The organism is Streptomyces sp. NTH33, from assembly GCF_003236365.1.
Lineage (GTDB): Bacteria > Actinomycetota > Actinomycetes > Streptomycetales > Streptomycetaceae > Streptomyces.
Window position 1 is genome coordinate 1 of sequence record NZ_POTZ01000127.1, and the last position, 15,540, is coordinate 15,540.

15 protein-coding genes and 1 pseudogene are annotated in these 15,540 nt (G+C 71.2%); 9 read left to right on the forward strand and 7 right to left on the reverse strand.

Annotation, left to right across the window (positions count from 1 at the left end):
- Nucleotides 1-138: 138 nt before the first annotated feature.
- From C1I97_RS41460 to C1I97_RS41465, 6 genes and pseudogenes are all read left to right on the forward strand, one after another.
- A pseudogene (locus tag C1I97_RS41460) lies at nt 139-503 on the forward strand (carbonic anhydrase); the annotation flags it as partial.
- Nucleotides 504-675: 172 nt separating this feature from the next.
- Entirely contained in the window at nt 676-2,640 is a 1,965-nt protein-coding gene (gene acs / locus C1I97_RS14950) for an acetate--CoA ligase (RefSeq protein ID WP_111003706.1), read from the forward strand.
- A gap of 269 nt (nt 2,641-2,909) precedes the next feature.
- A complete protein-coding gene (gene nhaA, locus C1I97_RS14955) occupies nt 2,910-4,349 on the forward strand; it encodes a Na+/H+ antiporter NhaA (protein WP_111003707.1) in 1,440 nt (479 codons plus the stop codon).
- A gap of 60 nt (nt 4,350-4,409) precedes the next feature.
- Nucleotides 4,410-4,904: a phage holin family protein gene (locus C1I97_RS14960; RefSeq protein ID WP_111003708.1), complete on the forward strand. Its 495-nt coding sequence runs from the start codon at nt 4,410-4,412 to the stop codon at nt 4,902-4,904.
- Nucleotides 4,901-5,851 carry an alpha/beta fold hydrolase gene (locus C1I97_RS14965; RefSeq protein WP_111003709.1) on the forward strand — a complete coding sequence of 317 codons (951 nt, stop codon included), beginning with the start codon at nt 4,901-4,903 and terminating at the stop codon, nt 5,849-5,851. The genes C1I97_RS14960 and C1I97_RS14965 overlap by 4 nt, the downstream gene beginning before the upstream one ends.
- 127 nt (nt 5,852-5,978) lie before the next feature.
- Nucleotides 5,979-6,158, forward strand: a complete 180-nt coding sequence (locus C1I97_RS41465; protein WP_111003710.1) for a hypothetical protein — start codon at nt 5,979-5,981, stop codon at nt 6,156-6,158.
- A gap of 21 nt (nt 6,159-6,179) precedes the next feature.
- Here the strand turns inward: C1I97_RS41465 and C1I97_RS14975 are convergent, their stop codons facing one another.
- From C1I97_RS14975 to nth, 3 genes are all read right to left on the reverse strand, one after another.
- Entirely contained in the window at nt 6,180-7,379 is a 1,200-nt protein-coding gene (locus tag C1I97_RS14975; RefSeq protein WP_111003711.1) for a MarP family serine protease, read from the reverse strand.
- A gap of 73 nt (nt 7,380-7,452) precedes the next feature.
- The gene (locus C1I97_RS14980) at nt 7,453-8,160 is read right to left on the reverse strand and encodes an NUDIX hydrolase (RefSeq protein WP_111003712.1); all 708 of its coding nucleotides are present in this window, start codon (nt 8,158-8,160) and stop codon (nt 7,453-7,455) included.
- A 144-nt stretch (nt 8,161-8,304) separates the two neighbouring features.
- On the reverse strand, nt 8,305-9,333 hold the full coding sequence (gene nth / locus C1I97_RS14985; RefSeq protein WP_111003713.1) for an endonuclease III: 1,029 nt from the start codon (nt 9,331-9,333) through the stop codon (nt 8,305-8,307).
- 308 nt (nt 9,334-9,641) lie between these two features.
- On the opposite strand from nth, the gene C1I97_RS14990 reads away from it, so the two are divergent.
- Entirely contained in the window at nt 9,642-10,316 is a 675-nt protein-coding gene (locus C1I97_RS14990; RefSeq protein ID WP_073947085.1) for a Crp/Fnr family transcriptional regulator, read from the forward strand.
- 81 nt (nt 10,317-10,397) lie between these two features.
- Here the strand turns inward: C1I97_RS14990 and C1I97_RS14995 are convergent, their stop codons facing one another.
- The 4 genes from C1I97_RS14995 to C1I97_RS15010 all read right to left on the reverse strand — a co-directional run bounded on the left by C1I97_RS14995 (nt 10,398) and on the right by C1I97_RS15010 (nt 12,934).
- Nucleotides 10,398-11,231 (reverse strand): MBL fold metallo-hydrolase, encoded by an 834-nt coding sequence (locus tag C1I97_RS14995; RefSeq protein WP_111003714.1) that lies wholly within the window; start codon nt 11,229-11,231, stop codon nt 10,398-10,400.
- 43 nt (nt 11,232-11,274) lie between these two features.
- A complete protein-coding gene (locus tag C1I97_RS15000) occupies nt 11,275-12,144 on the reverse strand; it encodes an NUDIX hydrolase (RefSeq protein WP_111003715.1) in 870 nt (289 codons plus the stop codon).
- Between the two features lie 170 nt (nt 12,145-12,314).
- A complete protein-coding gene (locus tag C1I97_RS15005) occupies nt 12,315-12,779 on the reverse strand; it encodes a RidA family protein (RefSeq protein WP_111003716.1) in 465 nt (154 codons plus the stop codon).
- Nucleotides 12,776-12,934, reverse strand: coding sequence for a DUF4177 domain-containing protein (locus tag C1I97_RS15010; RefSeq protein WP_073947089.1), 159 nt, complete (start codon nt 12,932-12,934; stop codon nt 12,776-12,778). The genes C1I97_RS15005 and C1I97_RS15010 overlap by 4 nt, the downstream gene beginning before the upstream one ends.
- A gap of 106 nt (nt 12,935-13,040) precedes the next feature.
- Here C1I97_RS15010 and C1I97_RS15015 point away from each other — a divergent pair, with 106 nt between their 5' ends.
- Both C1I97_RS15015 and C1I97_RS15020 read left to right on the forward strand, forming a co-directional pair.
- Nucleotides 13,041-14,018 (forward strand): ArsA-related P-loop ATPase, encoded by a 978-nt coding sequence (locus C1I97_RS15015; RefSeq protein ID WP_111003717.1) that lies wholly within the window; start codon nt 13,041-13,043, stop codon nt 14,016-14,018.
- A complete protein-coding gene (locus tag C1I97_RS15020; protein ID WP_111003718.1) occupies nt 14,015-15,505 on the forward strand; it encodes an ArsA family ATPase in 1,491 nt (496 codons plus the stop codon). Before C1I97_RS15015 ends, C1I97_RS15020 begins: the two co-directional genes overlap by 4 nt.
- The last annotated feature ends 35 nt before the right edge of the window (nt 15,506-15,540 follow it).

The following is a 15,540-nucleotide window of genomic DNA, read 5'->3' on the forward strand; positions in this document are numbered from 1 at the left end:
GCTTCCATCCGCCCACAGCCCGCCGCCGCACCCGCCTCGCCTTCGCATCGCGGGCGCCGACCCGAGGACGTCCATCACGGTCTTCCTGATCGCCCTGCCCCTGTCCCTCGGCATCGCCCTGTCCCTCGGCATCGCCCTGGCCACCGGCGCCCCGCTGCGGGCCGTGACGGCGACGACTCGGTGGCCCCGCCGCGGTCGAGTACGCGGTGGACGTGCTCGGGTGCACTCCCTCACCGTGTGCGGCCACTCGGAGTGCGGAACGATGCAGGCGCTACTCGCCTCCGCCTCCGGCTCCGGCCAACGTCGTCCAGCAGCTGGACCACCTGCACGCCCACGACGCGGTGGCCCGCACCCTGCGGGAAGGGAGGCTGGAACTGCACGGAAGGTACTCCCACGCGGGCGAGGCCCAGGCGTACCTGCTGACGGATGCGGACAGGGAGGAGGTGTTTCATCCGGGCAGGAACGGTGGAGGACCCGCAGGCAGCAGGCCTGCCCGCCGCTAAGCAGCGAGATGAACACCCAGGGTGACGTCCCCTTCGGGAGAGTGAACCCCCGAGGGCCACTGTCCGTGACCCGTGAGTGAGCGGGTGCCAGGATGGGGGAAGGGTTGACCGGCACCCTCGGTGCTCGGAGAATCGGGCTCGAAATGGTCTAAACCAGTTGGGACGGTATGCGATGGCAGACAACGAGCGTTCTTCACTCTCCAACCTCCTGAAGGAGGAGCGACGTTTCGCGCCGCCCGCTGACCTGGCCGCGAACGCCAACGTCACGGCAGAGGCGTATGAACGGGCCAAGGCCGACAAGCTCGGTTTCTGGGCCGAACAGGCCCGTCGGCTGACCTGGGCCGAGGAGCCGACCGAGACGCTCGACTGGTCGAACCCGCCGTTCGCCAAGTGGTTCAAGGACGGCACGCTCAACGTGGCGTACAACTGCGTGGACCGGCATGTCGAGGCCGGGCACGGCGACCGCGTCGCGATTCATTTCGAGGGCGAGCCCGGCGACAGCCGCGCCATCACCTACGCCGAGCTCAAGGACGAGGTCTCCAAGGCCGCGAACGCGCTGATCGAACTGGGCGTCCGGAAGGGCGACCGGGTGGCGATCTACATGCCGATGATCCCGGAGACTGCGGTCGCCATGCTGGCCTGCGCCAGGATCGGCGCCACGCACTCCGTGGTCTTCGGCGGCTTCTCCTCGGACGCGCTCGCCACCCGCATCAAGGACGCCGACGCCAGGGTCGTGATCACGGCCGACGGCGGGTACCGGCGTGGCAAGCCCTCCGCGCTCAAGCCGGCCGTGGACGAGGCGATCGGCCGTGTGGACAACGTCGACCACGTGGTCGTGGTCCGCCGCACCGGACAGGAGGTCGCCTGGACCGAGGGCCGGGACGTGTGGTGGCACGAGCTCGTCGGGCGGCAGCAGGCCGAGCACACCCCGGAGGCATTCGAGGCGGAGCATCCGCTGTTCATCCTCTACACCTCGGGCACGACCGGAAAGCCCAAGGGCATCCTGCACACCTCCGGCGGCTACCTCACGCAGGTGGCATACACGCACTGGGCCGTCTTCGACCTCAAGCCGGAGACCGACGTCTTCTGGTGCACCGCCGACGTCGGCTGGGTCACCGGCCACTCGTACATCGTGTACGGACCGCTGGCCAACGGCGCGACGCAGGTGATGTACGAGGGCACGCCCGACACCCCGCACCAGGGCCGCTTCTGGGAGATCGTGCAGAAGTACGGCGTGACGATCCTCTACACGGCGCCGACCGCGATCCGTACGTTCATGAAGTGGGGCGACGAGATCCCCGCGAAGTTCGACCTGTCCTCCCTGCGTGTCCTCGGCTCGGTCGGCGAGCCGATCAACCCCGAGGCGTGGATCTGGTACCGCAAGAACATCGGCGGCGACCGCACCCCGGTGGTGGACACGTGGTGGCAGACGGAGACCGGCGCGATCATGATCTCCCCGCTGCCGGGCGTGACCGAGGCCAAGCCCGGCTCGGCCCAGCGGCCGCTGCCCGGCATCGCGGCCACCGTGGTGGACGACGAGGCGCGTGAGGTGCCCGACGGCGGCGGTGGCTACCTGGTGCTCACCGAGCCGTGGCCGTCGATGCTGCGCACCATCTGGGGCGACGACCAGCGGTTCATCGACACCTACTGGTCGCGTTTCGAGGGCAAGTACTTCGCCGGTGACGGGGCCAAGAAGGACGACGACGGCGACATCTGGCTGCTCGGCCGCGTCGACGACGTGATGCTCGTCTCCGGGCACAACATCTCCACCACCGAGGTCGAGTCCGCCCTCGTCTCCCACCCGTCGGTCGCCGAGGCGGCCGTGGTCGGCGCGACGGACGAGACGACCGGGCAGGCGATCGTCGCCTTCGTGATCCTGCGTGGCACGGTCACGGAGACCGAGACCCTGGTCGGCGAGTTGCGCGACCACGTGGGTTCGACGCTCGGCCCGATCGCCAAGCCCAAGCGGATCCTGCCGGTGGCGGAGCTGCCGAAGACCCGCTCCGGGAAGATCATGCGCCGGCTGCTGCGTGACGTGGCGGAGAACCGGCAGCTCGGAGACGTCACGACGCTGACCGACTCCACCGTCATGGACCTCATCCAGGCCAAGCTCCCCGCGACGCCGAGCGAGGACTGAGCACGGACGGCTGGGCAGGGGCCGAGCACGGGCTGAGCGGGGACCGAGCGGAAACCGCGCACGGTCCGGGCGAGGACTGAGTACGGCCACGAGGGGCACTCGGCGGCACACGCGCCGGGTGCCCCTTCGCGCACCCTCCGGGGAGATGCCGCGCCCGCCCGCCGCACCTTAGGTAAGCTAAGCAAAGCAACACAACAGAAAAGCCCCTCAGGTGCGCCGGGAAGTCTGGTCGGCATGTGTTCCGTCCTGCCCACTGACCGGAGGTTTCCGTGACCGCGCCCCGCACCAAGTCCGCACGCAAGTTCCTGGGACGTCTGTCCCTGCCCGAGCGGAACTTCGTCGCGGACGCCCTGCGCACCGAGACCGTCGGCGGCATGCTGCTGCTCCTCGCCGCGGTCGCCGCCCTCCTCTGGGCGAACATCCCCACGCTGCGCGCCGGCTACGAGAGCGTCAGTCACTTCCATCTCGGACCCGCCTCCCTCGGCCTGAACCTCTCCGTGGCGCACTGGGCCGCCGACGGACTGCTCGCGATCTTCTTCTTCGTCGCCGGGGTCGAGCTCAAGCGCGAACTGGTGGCAGGCGACCTGAAGGACCCCAGAGCCGCGGCCCTGCCGGTGATCGCCGCGCTGTGCGGCATGGCGGTACCCGCGGTCGTCTACGTGGTGACCAACCTGACGGGAGGCGGTTCGCTCGGCGGCTGGGCGGTGCCGACCGCGACCGACATCGCCTTCGCGCTCGCCGTGCTCGCGGTCATCGGGACGTCCCTGCCCAGCGCCCTGCGCGCCTTCCTGCTGACGCTCGCCGTCGTGGACGACCTGTTCGCGATCCTGATCATCGCCGTCTTCTTCACCAGCCACCTGAACTTCGCCGCCCTCGCCGGAGCGGCGGCCGGCCTGGCCGTCTTCTGGCTGCTGCTGCGCAAGGGCGTGCGCGGCTGGTACGTGTACATCCCGCTCGCCCTGGTGATCTGGGCGCTGATGTACAACAGCGGCGTGCACGCCACCATCGCGGGCGTCGCGATGGGCCTGATGCTGCGCTGCACCCCCCGCGAGGGCGAGGAGACCTCCCCCGGCGAGCACATCGAGCACATCGTACGGCCCCTGTCGGCGGGTCTCGCCGTGCCGCTGTTCGCCCTGTTCAGCGCGGGCGTCTCCGTCTCGGGCGGGGCGCTGACGGACGTGTTCACCAAGCCCGAGACCCTCGGTGTCGTCCTCGGACTCGTCGTCGGCAAGATGCTCGGCATCTTCGGCGGGACCTGGCTCACCGCCCGCTTCACCAGGGCCTCGCTCAGCGAGGACCTGGCCTGGGCCGACGTGTTCGCGGTGGCCACGCTCGCCGGGATCGGCTTCACCGTGTCCCTGCTGATCGGCGAACTGGCCTTCGACGGCGACGCCGTGCTCACCGACGAGGTCAAGGCCGCCGTCCTCACCGGCTCCCTCATCGCGACTGTCCTGGCGACCGTCCTGCTGAAGATACGCAACGCCCGGTACCGCCGGCTGTACGAGGCCGAGGAGCGGGACGAGGACCTGGACGGCATCCCGGACGTCTACGAGCAGGACGACCCGGCGTACCACCTGCGTATGGCCGAGATCCTGGAGCACAAGGCCGCCGAGCACCGCCGGCTCGCCGAGCTCAAGGAGGCGGAACGGGCCGGACGGCTTGCCGAAGTACCGGGCGGGGCAGGCGAGGAGAACGACAGTCCGGCATGATCTGACGGGACGGTACAAAAGACAGGACCGTTCTCGGTCAGGCAGGAAAGGGAGACCGCGATGAGCGCACCCGACGGCAGCCCGGTCGGCGCCGAACGCAGCATCGGCCAGCTGTTCGCCTCGGCGACCACCGAATTGTCGGCGCTGGTGCACGACGAGATCGCGCTGGCCAAGGCCCAGCTGAGGCAGGACGCCAAGCGCGGTGCGGCCAGCGGCAGCCTGCTCGCCGTGGCGGGCGCGATCCTGCTGTTCTCCCTGCCCATGCTCAACTTCGCCCTGGCGTACGGCATCCGGACCTGGAGCGGCTGGAACCTCGCCCTGTGCTTCCTGCTGTCCTTCCTCGCCAACGTCCTGGTCGCCGGCGTACTGGCGCTGATCGGCCGGGTGTTCATGAAAAAGGCCCAGAAGAGCAAGGGCCCGCAGAAGGTCGCCGCGTCCATGAAGGAGACGGCCGGCGTGCTGCAGAAGGCCAAGCCGCACCCGCGTCCCGCGCCGCCCGCCCTCGAGGACCGCTCCCCCGCGGCCATCGAGGCTGTGGCACGCTCGTCCTCATGACGGAACCCGCCACCCCTTCGGCCCCATCGACGTCGGTCGTACGGATCGACGTGCCCGGCGGCAGAAAGGTGACGCACCGGGACGTCGCCGCCAACGGCGCCCGCTTCCACATCGCCGAACTCGGCGAGGGGCCGCTGGTCCTGCTGCTGCACGGCTTCCCGCAGTTCTGGTGGACCTGGCGGCACCAGTTGACCGCCCTCGCCGACGCGGGCTTCCGCGCCGTGGCGATGGACCTGCGAGGCGTGGGCGGCAGCGACCGCACGCCCCGCGGCTACGACCCGGCCAACCTCGCCCTCGACATCACCGGTGTGGTCCGCTCGCTCGGCGAGCCGGACGCCGCGCTGGTCGGCCACGACCTCGGCGGCTATCTGGCGTGGACGGCTGCCGCGATGCGCCCCAAGCTCGTACGGCGGCTCGCGGTCGTCTCGATGCCGCACCCGCGGCGCTGGCGCTCGGCGATGCTCGCGGACGTCCGGCAGACGGCGGCGAGTTCGTACATCTGGGGGTTCCAGCGGCCCTGGATCCCCGAGCGGCAGCTCACCGCGGACGACGGCGCCCTGGTGGCCCGTCTGGTACGGGACTGGTCGGGGCCGCGGCTGCCGGACGACGAGGCGGTGGAGACGTACCGCCGCGCCATGTGCATCCCCTCCACCGCCCACTGCTCGATCGAGCCGTACCGCTGGCTGGTGCGCTCCCTGGGCCGACCCGACGGCATCCAGTTCTACCGCCGGATGAAACGGCCCGTACGCGTCCCGACGCTGCATCTGCACGGCTCCCTCGACCCCGTCCAGCGCACCCGCAGCGCGGCCGGATCGGGCGAGTACGTCGAGGCGCCGTACCGCTGGCGCCTGTTCGACGGTCTCGGACACTTCCCGCACGAGGAGGATCCGGTGACCTTCTCGGCCGAACTGGTCAACTGGCTGAAGGATCCCGAGCCCGATCGGTGACCCGGCCACTGCGCCCGGTATCCGAACGGGAACACCTGTCCTGCGAACGGCCATGTGCCCGGTGCATAGGCCAATTGGGGCACCCTCGGGCGGTTATCGACCTTGAGGCGGGGGCAGAGGACGGGGTATGGGCTGGACGCACGACTACAGTGACGTAGCACGCACCCGCCGTTCGGCGAGCGGTCCGGGCTCCCCGCATCGGGATGCCCCGCAACTGGCGAGCACGGACCCCCGGGTGGGCATTCCACGCATCCTGCGCCGCCGCGCCCGCTGGGTGTCGGTGCGCCTGCGTCACCCACGCGGCTGACCCGTTACGGGTCCACCCGGCCTACAGCGCGCACTTGTCGCTGCTCACCTGCTGATTCGCGGTACGCCCCCGGGCGATGTCCTGCCGGATCTCGTCCACCGTGAGTGCGTAACCGGTGTCGGCGTCGTCGAGGGACTTGGCGAACACCACGCCGTACACCTTGCCGTCGGGCGTGAGCAGCGGGCCGCCGGAGTTGCCCTGACGGACGGTCGCGTACAGCGAGTAGACGTCACGGCGAATGGTGCCGCGGTGGTAGATGTCCGGGCCGTTGGCCGCGATGCGCCCGCGTACCCGCGCGGCGCGGACGTCGTACGGCCCGTTCTCCGGGAAGCCGGCGACGATGGCGCTGTCGCCGCTGTGCGCGTCCGTGTCCGTGAGCTTCAGGACGGGCGCCTTGAGGTCCGGCACGTCGAGCACGGCGATGTCGCGGCGCCAGTCGTACAGGACGACGGTGGCGTCGTACTTCCTGCCCTCGCCGCCTATCTGAACGGTGGGCTCGTCGACGCCGCCGACGACGTGCGCGTTGGTCATGACGCGGCGTTCCCCGAAGACGAAGCCGGTGCCCTCCAGGACCTTGCTGCAGCTGCGCGCGGTGCCCATGACCTTGACCACGGACCGCTTGGCGCGCAGGGCGACGGCGCTGTCGGCCAGGGCCGGGTCCGGGGGCCGTACGTCGGTGATGGGCTCGTCGGTGAACGGGCTGAAGACCTGCGGGAAGCCGTTCTGCGCGAGGGTCGAGGTGAAGTGCGCGAACCAGTTGTCGGCCTCGTCGGGCAGCACGTCGGAGATTCCGATGAGCACCTTGGAGGTGCGGACCTCCTTGCCGATGGTCGGTATCGTCGTGGCGCCCAGGAGCGAGCCGATCAGCCAGGCGACGAAGAGCAGGGCGGCGACGTTGACCAGGACGCCGCCGGTGGCGTCCAGGGCGCGGGCCGGGGACCAGGTGATGTAGACCCGCAGCTTGCTGCCGAGGTGCGTGGTCAGGGCCTGGCCGACCGAGGCGCAGACGATCACGACGATGACCGCGACGGCCGCCGCGGCGGTGCTGACGGGCGTGTTGTCCGTCAGGGCGTCCCAGACGACCGGCAGCGCGTACACGGCGACGAGGCCGCCGCCCAGGAAGCCGATCACCGACAGGACGCCGACGACGAATCCCTGGCGGAAGCCCACGACCGCGAACCACGCGGCGGCGATCAGCAGCAGGATGTCCAGCACGTTCACCGCGTCGAGCCTCGCCTCATCATGTTCCGATCGTCACAGGCCGGCCGGGGTCCCGGCTGCGGTGCCCACCCTGTCATGATCGCCAGTCGAGCGGGACCTGCCTGGCACGGTCCCAGGGCCGCTCCCAGCCGGCGTAGTGGAGCAGACGGTCGATGACTCCGGCGGTGAACCCCCACACCAGGGCCGATTCGACCAGGAATGCCGGGCCCCGGTGGCCGCTGGGGTGGACGGTGGTGGCCCGGTTGTCCGGGTTGGTGAGATCCGCCACGGGGACGGTGAAGACGCGGGCGGTCTCCGCCGGGTCGACGACGCCGACCGGGCTGGGCTCGCGCCACCAGCCGAGCACGGGTGTGACGACGAATCCGCTGACCGGGATGTACAGCCGGGGCAGCGCGCCGAACAGCTGGACGCCGCTCGGATCGAGCCCGGTCTCCTCCTCGGCCTCGCGCAGCGCGGCCCGCAGCGGGCCCTCGCCCTGCGGGTCGCCGTCCTCCGGGTCGAGGGCCCCGCCGGGGAAGGACGGCTGGCCGGCGTGCGAGCGCAGGGAGCTCGCACGCTCCATGAGCAGCAGTTCGGGTCCGCACTCGCCCTGCCCGAAGAGGATCAGGACGGCGGACTGGCGCCCCGCGCCGTTCTCCGGCGGCAGGAAGCGGCTCAGCTGGACGGGCCGGACCGTCTCGGCGACCCGTACGACCGGCCGCAGCCAGCCCGGCAGCCCCTCCGCGCTGAGCGCCACGGAACCGTCCTGCGTGCCGCTCACCGTCTCACTCGCCCGCGTCATCGCCGCCCCCGTCGCCGTCGTCCTGCCGTCGCTGCCGTCGTCCTGCCGTCGCTGCCGTCGTCCTGCCGCCGTCCTGCCGTGTCCAACGCCCGAGGCCACCGGGATCGTTCCGCCCGCCGCGGGTCCGCGCGGGCCCCGCCGGCGTCATCCCGCCCCCAGTGGCGGTGCCGGCCTGCCGCCCGCGTCCAGGTAGGACTGCGGGGGCTTGAGGCGCTGGCCCGGGAAGCCGCCCTTCTCGTACTTCAGCAGTTTCTTCGCCTTCTCCGGGTCCGTCTCGCCCTCCCCGTAGGCCGGGCAGAGCGGGGCGATCGGGCAGGCGCCGCACGCGGGCTTTCGGGCGTGGCAGATGCGGCGGCCGTGGAAGATCACGTGGTGCGAGAGCATCGTCCAGTCGCTCTTGGGGAAGAGCGCGCCGACGGCGGCCTCGATCTTGTCGGGGTCGGTCTCCTCGGTCCACTGCCAGCGCCGCACCAGCCGCTGGAAGTGCGTGTCCACGGTGATGCCGGGGCGGCCGAAGGCGTTGCCGAGCACCACGAAGGCGGTCTTGCGGCCGACGCCGGGCAGCTTGACGAGGTCCTCGAGCCGGCCCGGGACCTCACCGCCGAACTCCTCCGCCAGCACCTTGGACAGGCCCATGACCGACTTGGTCTTGGCCCGGAAGAAGCCGGTGGGCCGCAGGATCCCCTCGACCTCCTCGGGGTCGGCGGCGGCGAGGTCCTCCGGGGTGGGGTACCTGGCGAACAGCGCCGGTGTCGTCTGGTTGACCCTCAGGTCCGTGGTCTGGGCGGACAGGACCGTGGCGACCAGCAGCTGGAAGGGGTTCTCGAAGTCCAGTTCGGGGTGGGCGTAGGGGTACACCTCGGCGAGCTCGCGGTTGATGCGGCGGGCGCGGCGGACGAGGGCGGTGCGCGACTCGTTCCTCGGCGGCTTCGGGGCGACGGTCCTCGCGGGGGAAGCCCTCTTGACGGCGGCGGTGGCCTTCTTCGGCGCGACGGTCACCTTCTTGGGAGGCGCGGCCTTCCTCACGGGGGCGTCCTTCGCGGTGGTTTTGGCGGGAGGCTTCCCCGCACCGGCCCTGGCGGGTGCCTTCGCGGCCGCGGTCTTCTTGGCGGAGGCCGTCTTCCTCACGGGTGCCGCCTTCCCGGCGTGCGCCCTTTTCGCCGCTTTTGCCATGTTTGTTCCATCGTCGGGCTCTTGTTCGCCCAAGGCGGAATCCTGACGTGCAACCACCCGCGCAGCCCCCTCGACCTGTGTTCTCACCGGCGACTTGGACACCCGGCCAGCCTAGAGCCCGGCACCGACATCCGCTCCGGAGCCCGAGGATCGGGCCCCGATCGGACCCCTGTCGCGTACCCCAGGACATCTGTGCGGCATCCTTGTGACAGATCACACTGTTTGGAACGTCCGGCAAAATGGGGAACACGGACCCCTGGCACACGGGGGAGCAAGATCCCCTGAGCAGGTCGACAAGGAGAGAACTCGTGGACGACGTTCTGCGGCGCAATCCGCTCTTCGCGGCGCTCGACGACGAGCAGGCCGCGGAGCTCCGCGCCTCCATGACGGAGGTGACCCTCGCACGGGGCGACTCGTTGTTCCACGAGGGTGACCCGGGCGACCGTCTCTACGTGGTCACCGAAGGCAAGGTCAAGCTGCACCGCACCTCCCCGGACGGCCGCGAGAACATGCTGGCCGTGGTGGGCCCCGGCGAGCTCATCGGCGAACTGTCGCTGTTCGACCCGGGCCCGCGCACCGCGACCGCGACCGCGCTGACCGAGGTCAAGCTGCTCGCCCTCGGCCACGGCGACCTCCAGCCCTGGCTGAACGCGCGGCCCGAGGTGGCCGGCGCCCTGCTGCGCGCCGTCGCCCGGCGCCTGCGCAAGACCAACGACCAGATGTCCGACCTGGTCTTCTCCGATGTGCCGGGCCGTGTCGCCCGCGCCCTGCTGGACCTCTCCCGCCGCTTCGGCGTGCAGTCCGAGGAGGGCATCCACGTCGTCCACGACCTCACCCAGGAGGAGCTGGCCCAGCTGGTCGGCGCCTCCCGCGAGACCGTGAACAAGGCCCTGGCCGACTTCGCCCAGCGCGGCTGGCTCCGTCTGGAGGCCCGCGCGGTGATCCTGCTGGACGTGGAGCGCCTCGCGAAGCGCTCGCGCTGACGACGGCCGTACGGCGTACTCCGACGGGCCCCTCCCCGGTGGGACGGGGCCCGTTCGCGTTCGCCCGTCACTGTTCGCCCGTCACTGGATGAGCCCGTGCTCCTCCAGGTAGTCCAGCTGGGCCCGTACCGACAGCTCCGCGGCCGGCCACAGGGCGCGGTCCACGTCGGCGTACACGTGGGCGACGACCTGGGACGGGGTGCGGTGGCCGTTCTCGACGGCCGTTTCGATCTGGGCGAGCCGGTGGGCGCGGTGGGCGAGGTAGTACTCGACGGCGCCCTGGGCGTCCTCCAGGACGGGGCCGTGGCCCGGCAGGACCGTATGCACGCCGTCGTCGACCGTGAGGGACCTCAGGCGCCGCAGGGAGTCCAGGTAGTCGCCCAGGCGGCCGTCGGGGTGCGCCACGACCGTCGTGCCGCGGCCCAGGATCGTGTCGCCGGTGAGGACCGCCCGGTCGGCCGGGAGGTGGAAGCAGAAGGAGTCGGCGGTGTGCCCGGGGGTCGGTACGACTCTCAGCTCCAGGCCGCCCACCTTGATCACGTCCCCGGCGCCCAGGCCCTCGTCACCCAGCCGCAGGGCCGGATCGAGTGCACGCACGTGCGTGCGGGTCAGCTCGGCGAAGCGGGCGGCGCCCTCCGCGTGGTCGGGGTGGCCGTGCGTCAGCAGGGTCAGCGCGACGCGCTTGCCCGCCTTCTCCGCCATGTCGACCACGTTGGTCAGATGGCCCTCGTCCAGTGGCCCCGGGTCGATCACCACGGCCAGGTCGGAGTCCGGCTCCGAGACGATCCAGGTGTTGGTGCCGTCCAGGGTCATGGGGGACGCGTTGGGCGCGAGGACGTTGACGGCCCGCGCGGTGGCGGGACCGGTGAGGACGCCGCCCCGGGGCTGTCCGGGGAGCGTTGCTGCGTCCGTCATGCGAGGTGACCTTCCTGGACGTCTGCCGTACGGAAGCCGCGGCTCACGCGGGAGCCGCCCCGTTCGGGATGTGCTGGGTGAACTCGTCGTGGCCCGGCCAGGACAGGACGACCTCGTCGCCCACCAGGCGGGCCTGCGCGAGGACGGGGGCCAGGTCGCGTTCCCGCGCGGCCGTGAGCGCCTCGGCCGGGCTGCCGCAGGGGACCAGCTGGCGCAAGGTGGCGATGGTGGGCGGCATCATCAGCAGCTCGCCCTTGTCGTACGCGGCCGCCGCGTCCTCGGGGCGGATCCACACCGTACGGTCGGCCTCCGTGGAGACGTTCCGGGTGCGCTGGCCCTCGGGGAGCGCGGCCACGAAGAACCAGGTGTCGTAGCGGCGGGCCTCGAACTCCGGGGTGATCCAGCGCGTCCAGGCGCCCAGCAGGTCCGAGCGCAGCACCAGGCCCCGGCGGTCCAGGAAGTCTGCGAAGGACAGCTCACGGGCGACCAGGGCGGCACGGTCGGCCTCCCAGTCCGCGCCCGTGGTGTCGCCGACGACCGAGTCGGCGTCGGGCCCGGCGAGCAGGACGCCGGCCTCCTCGTACGTCTCCCGGACGGCCGCGCAGACGATCGCCTGGGCCGCGCTCTCGTCGACGCCGAGCCGGCCGGCCCACCACGCGCGCGTGGGGCCCGCCCAGCGGACCAGGTGGTCGTCGTCGCGGGGGTCGACACCACCACCTGGGTACGCGTACGCGCCTCCGGCGAAGGCCATGGAGGCGCGTCTGCGCAGCATGTGCACGGCGGGACCGGCGTCGGTGTCCTTCAGGAGCATCACGGTGGCCGCGCGCTTCGGTGTGACCGGGGTGAGGGTGCCGTCCGCGAGCGCGCGGATGCGTTCCGGCCAGTCCGGGGGAAACCACTGCCCATTCGCCATGGGCGGAGGCTATCCCTTGGTGGGCGAATGTTCGAGAGGGGCCCGAGGTCAGAGCCTGTTCCAGGTCCTGGCGGTCCTGGCGGTCCTGGCGGTCCTGGCGGTCCTGGCGGTCCTGGCGGTCCTGGCGGTCCTGGCGGTCCTGGCGGTCCTGGCGGTCCTGGCGTCAGAGCCTACGGCTCCAGCTCGACCTGGATCTCCACCTCCACGGGCGCGTCCAGCGGCAGCACCGCTACACCGACCGCACTGCGCGCGTGCACGCCCTTGTCGCCGAGAACCTCGGCCAGCAGCTCGCTGGCGCCGTTGACGACACCCGGCTGGCCGGTGAAGTCCGAGGCGGAGGCGACGAAGCCCACGACCTTCACCACGCGCGCGATGCGGTCCAGGTCGCCCGCGACGGACTTGACGGCGGCGAGGGCGTTCAGCGCGCAGACGCGTGCCAGGTCCTTGGCCTCCTCCGGGGTGACCTCGTGGCCGACCTTGCCGGTGACCGCCAGCTTGCCGTCCACCATCGGCAGCTGGCCGGCGGTGTAGACGTACACGCCGGAGCGCACGGCCGGCTGGTAGGCGGCCAGCGGCGGCACGACCTCCGGCAGCGTCAGGCTCAGCTCGGCCAGCTTCGTCTCGACCGCGCTCATCCCTGCTTCTCCCGCTTCAGGTAGGCCACCAGCTGCTCCGGGTTCGGTCCGGGCACGACCTGGACGAGCTCCCAGCCGTCCTCGCCCCAGGTGTCCAGAATCTGCTTCGTGGCATGGACGAGCAGCGGCACGGTTGCGTATTCCCACTTGGTCATGGGCCGACTGTAGCTCCTGTCGTACACCGGTCACGCGGCCGACCACGACAACGGTTGTCCACAGCCTCCCGCGTGCGAGGAGCGCGGACTGGTTAGGCTCGAAGGCGTGAGCAGGCTCCAGGTCGTCAGCGGCAAGGGCGGGACCGGAAAGACGACGGTCGCCGCCGCTCTCGCGCTGGCCCTGGCCACGGCGGGGAAGCGGACGCTCCTCGTCGAGGTCGAGGGCCGGCAGGGCATCGCACAACTCTTCGAAACGGAGGCGCTGCCCTATGAAGAACGGAAGATCGCGGTCGCTCCCGGGGGCGGGGAGGTGTACGCGCTCGCCATCGACCCCGAACAGGCACTGCTGGACTACCTCCAGATGTTCTACAAGCTGGGCAGCGCCGGCCGGGCCCTGAAGAAGCTCGGCGCCATCGACTTCGCCACCACCGTCGCGCCCGGCCTCAGGGACGTCCTGCTGACCGGCAAGGCGTGCGAGGCGGTACGGCGCAAGGACCGCGACGGACGGTTCGTCTACGACTACGTCGTCATGGACGCGCCGCCCACCGGGCGCATCACCCGCTTCCTCAACGTCAACGACGAGGTGGCGGGCCTGGCGAAGATCGGCCCGATACACAATCAGGCGCAGGCGGTGATGCGGGTGCTGAAGTCGGCCGAGACGGCCGTGCACCTGGTGACGCTGCTGGAGGAGATGCCCGTCCAGGAGACGGTCGACGGCATCGCCGAACTGCGCGCCGCCCGGCTGCCGGTGGGCCGGGTCGTCGTCAACATGGTGCGTCCGCAGGTGTTGGACGCGGGAGACCTGGAACTCGTACGGACCGTTCCGCGTGCCGCCCTCGCCCGGTCGCTGTCCTCCGCCGGACTCGGCGGCGCGCGGCGCGGCGGGAACGCCGAGCGGCTGGTGGAGCCTCTGCTGGAACAGGCCGAGGAGTACGCCGAGCGGTACATGCTGGAGGAGGAACAACGGTCCGTGCTGGGCGAGCTGGGTCTGCCACTGCACGAACTGCCGCTGCTCGCCGAGGGCATGGACCTGGCGGGCCTGTACGAACTGGCGACCGAGCTGCGGAAGCAGGGGATGTCATGAACCCGGACCCGGCACAGGAACAGGCGCAGGAGACGTCACACGCGCGTGAGGCGTCCCGTACGCACGACGGCCCACGCGCGCACGAGAGCGCCCGTCGCCTCGCACCCACGCGCTTGCTCGACATCGACCCGCTGCTCGACGACCCGAAGACCCGGATCGTGGTGTGCTGCGGCTCGGGCGGGGTCGGCAAGACGACCACCGCCGCCGCCCTCGGCCTGCGCGCCGCCGAACGGGGCCGCAAGGTGGTCGTCCTGACCATCGACCCGGCCCGCCGGCTCGCCCAGTCCATGGGCATCGACTCGCTCGACAACGTTCCGCGCCGGGTGAAGGGCACGGAGGACCGAGGAGGGGGATCTCGCAGCGATTCGGTCGAGGGTGGTGGCGGACGACGGGCGGGCGGCGAGCTGCACGCCATGATGCTCGACATGAAGCGCACCTTCGACGAGGTCGTCGAGGCGCACGCGGACCCCGAGCGGGCGGCCGCGATCCTGGCCAACCCCTTCTACCAGTCGCTCTCCGCGGGTTTCGCGGGTACGCAGGAGTACATGGCCATGGAGAAGCTGGGCCAGCTGCGGGCCAAGGACGAGTGGGACCTCATCGTCGTCGACACTCCGCCGTCCCGCTCCGCGCTGGACTTCCTGGACGCCCCCAAGCGGCTCGGCTCCTTCCTCGACGGCCGGCTGATCCGGCTGCTGACGGCCCCGGCGAAGCTGGGCGGGCGCGCGGGGATGAAGTTCCTGAACGTCGGGATGACGATGATGACCGGCACGCTCGGCAAGCTGCTGGGTGGTCAGCTGCTCAAGGACGTCCAGACGTTCGTGGCCGCGATGGACACCACCTTCGGCGGCTTCCGCACACGCGCGGACGCCACGTACAAGCTGCTGCAGGCGCCCGGGACGGCGTTCCTGGTGGTCGCGGCCCCGGAGCGCGACGCGCTGCGCGAGGCCGCGTACTTCGTGGAGCGACTGGCCGCGGAGAAGATGCCCCTCGCCGGCCTGGTGCTCAACCGGGTGCACGGCAGTGGCGCCGGCCACCTGTCGGCCGAGCGGGCGCTGGCCGCCGCGGAAAATCTTGAGGAGTCCCGCATTGTGGATCAGGGGGACGGGAAAGCACTTCGTAACTCTCCCGACACGTACGGAAGTTCAGACTCTCCCGCTTCTCGTCCCGACCCCGGTGCGACGCTCGCCGACACCGACGTGCCCACCGACGCACCCACCGACACCGACGCACCCGCATGCGTTGACGCCCCTGACCCGGACCCGTCCGTCGACCAGGTCACCGCGGGCCTGCTGAGGCTGCACGCCGAGCGCGTGCAACTGCTCTTCCGCGAGCAGCGCACGCGTGACCGCTTCACCGCCCTGCACCCCGAGGTCGCGGTGGCCGAAGTGGCCGCGCTGCCCGGCGATGTGCACGACCTCGCGGGGCTGCGGGACATCGGAGACCGGCTCGCGAACAACCACCGCGAGCTGCCCGAGCCGAGCGCCTGACGCACGCAGCCCAGCAGGACGCCTCAGTCCGGCCC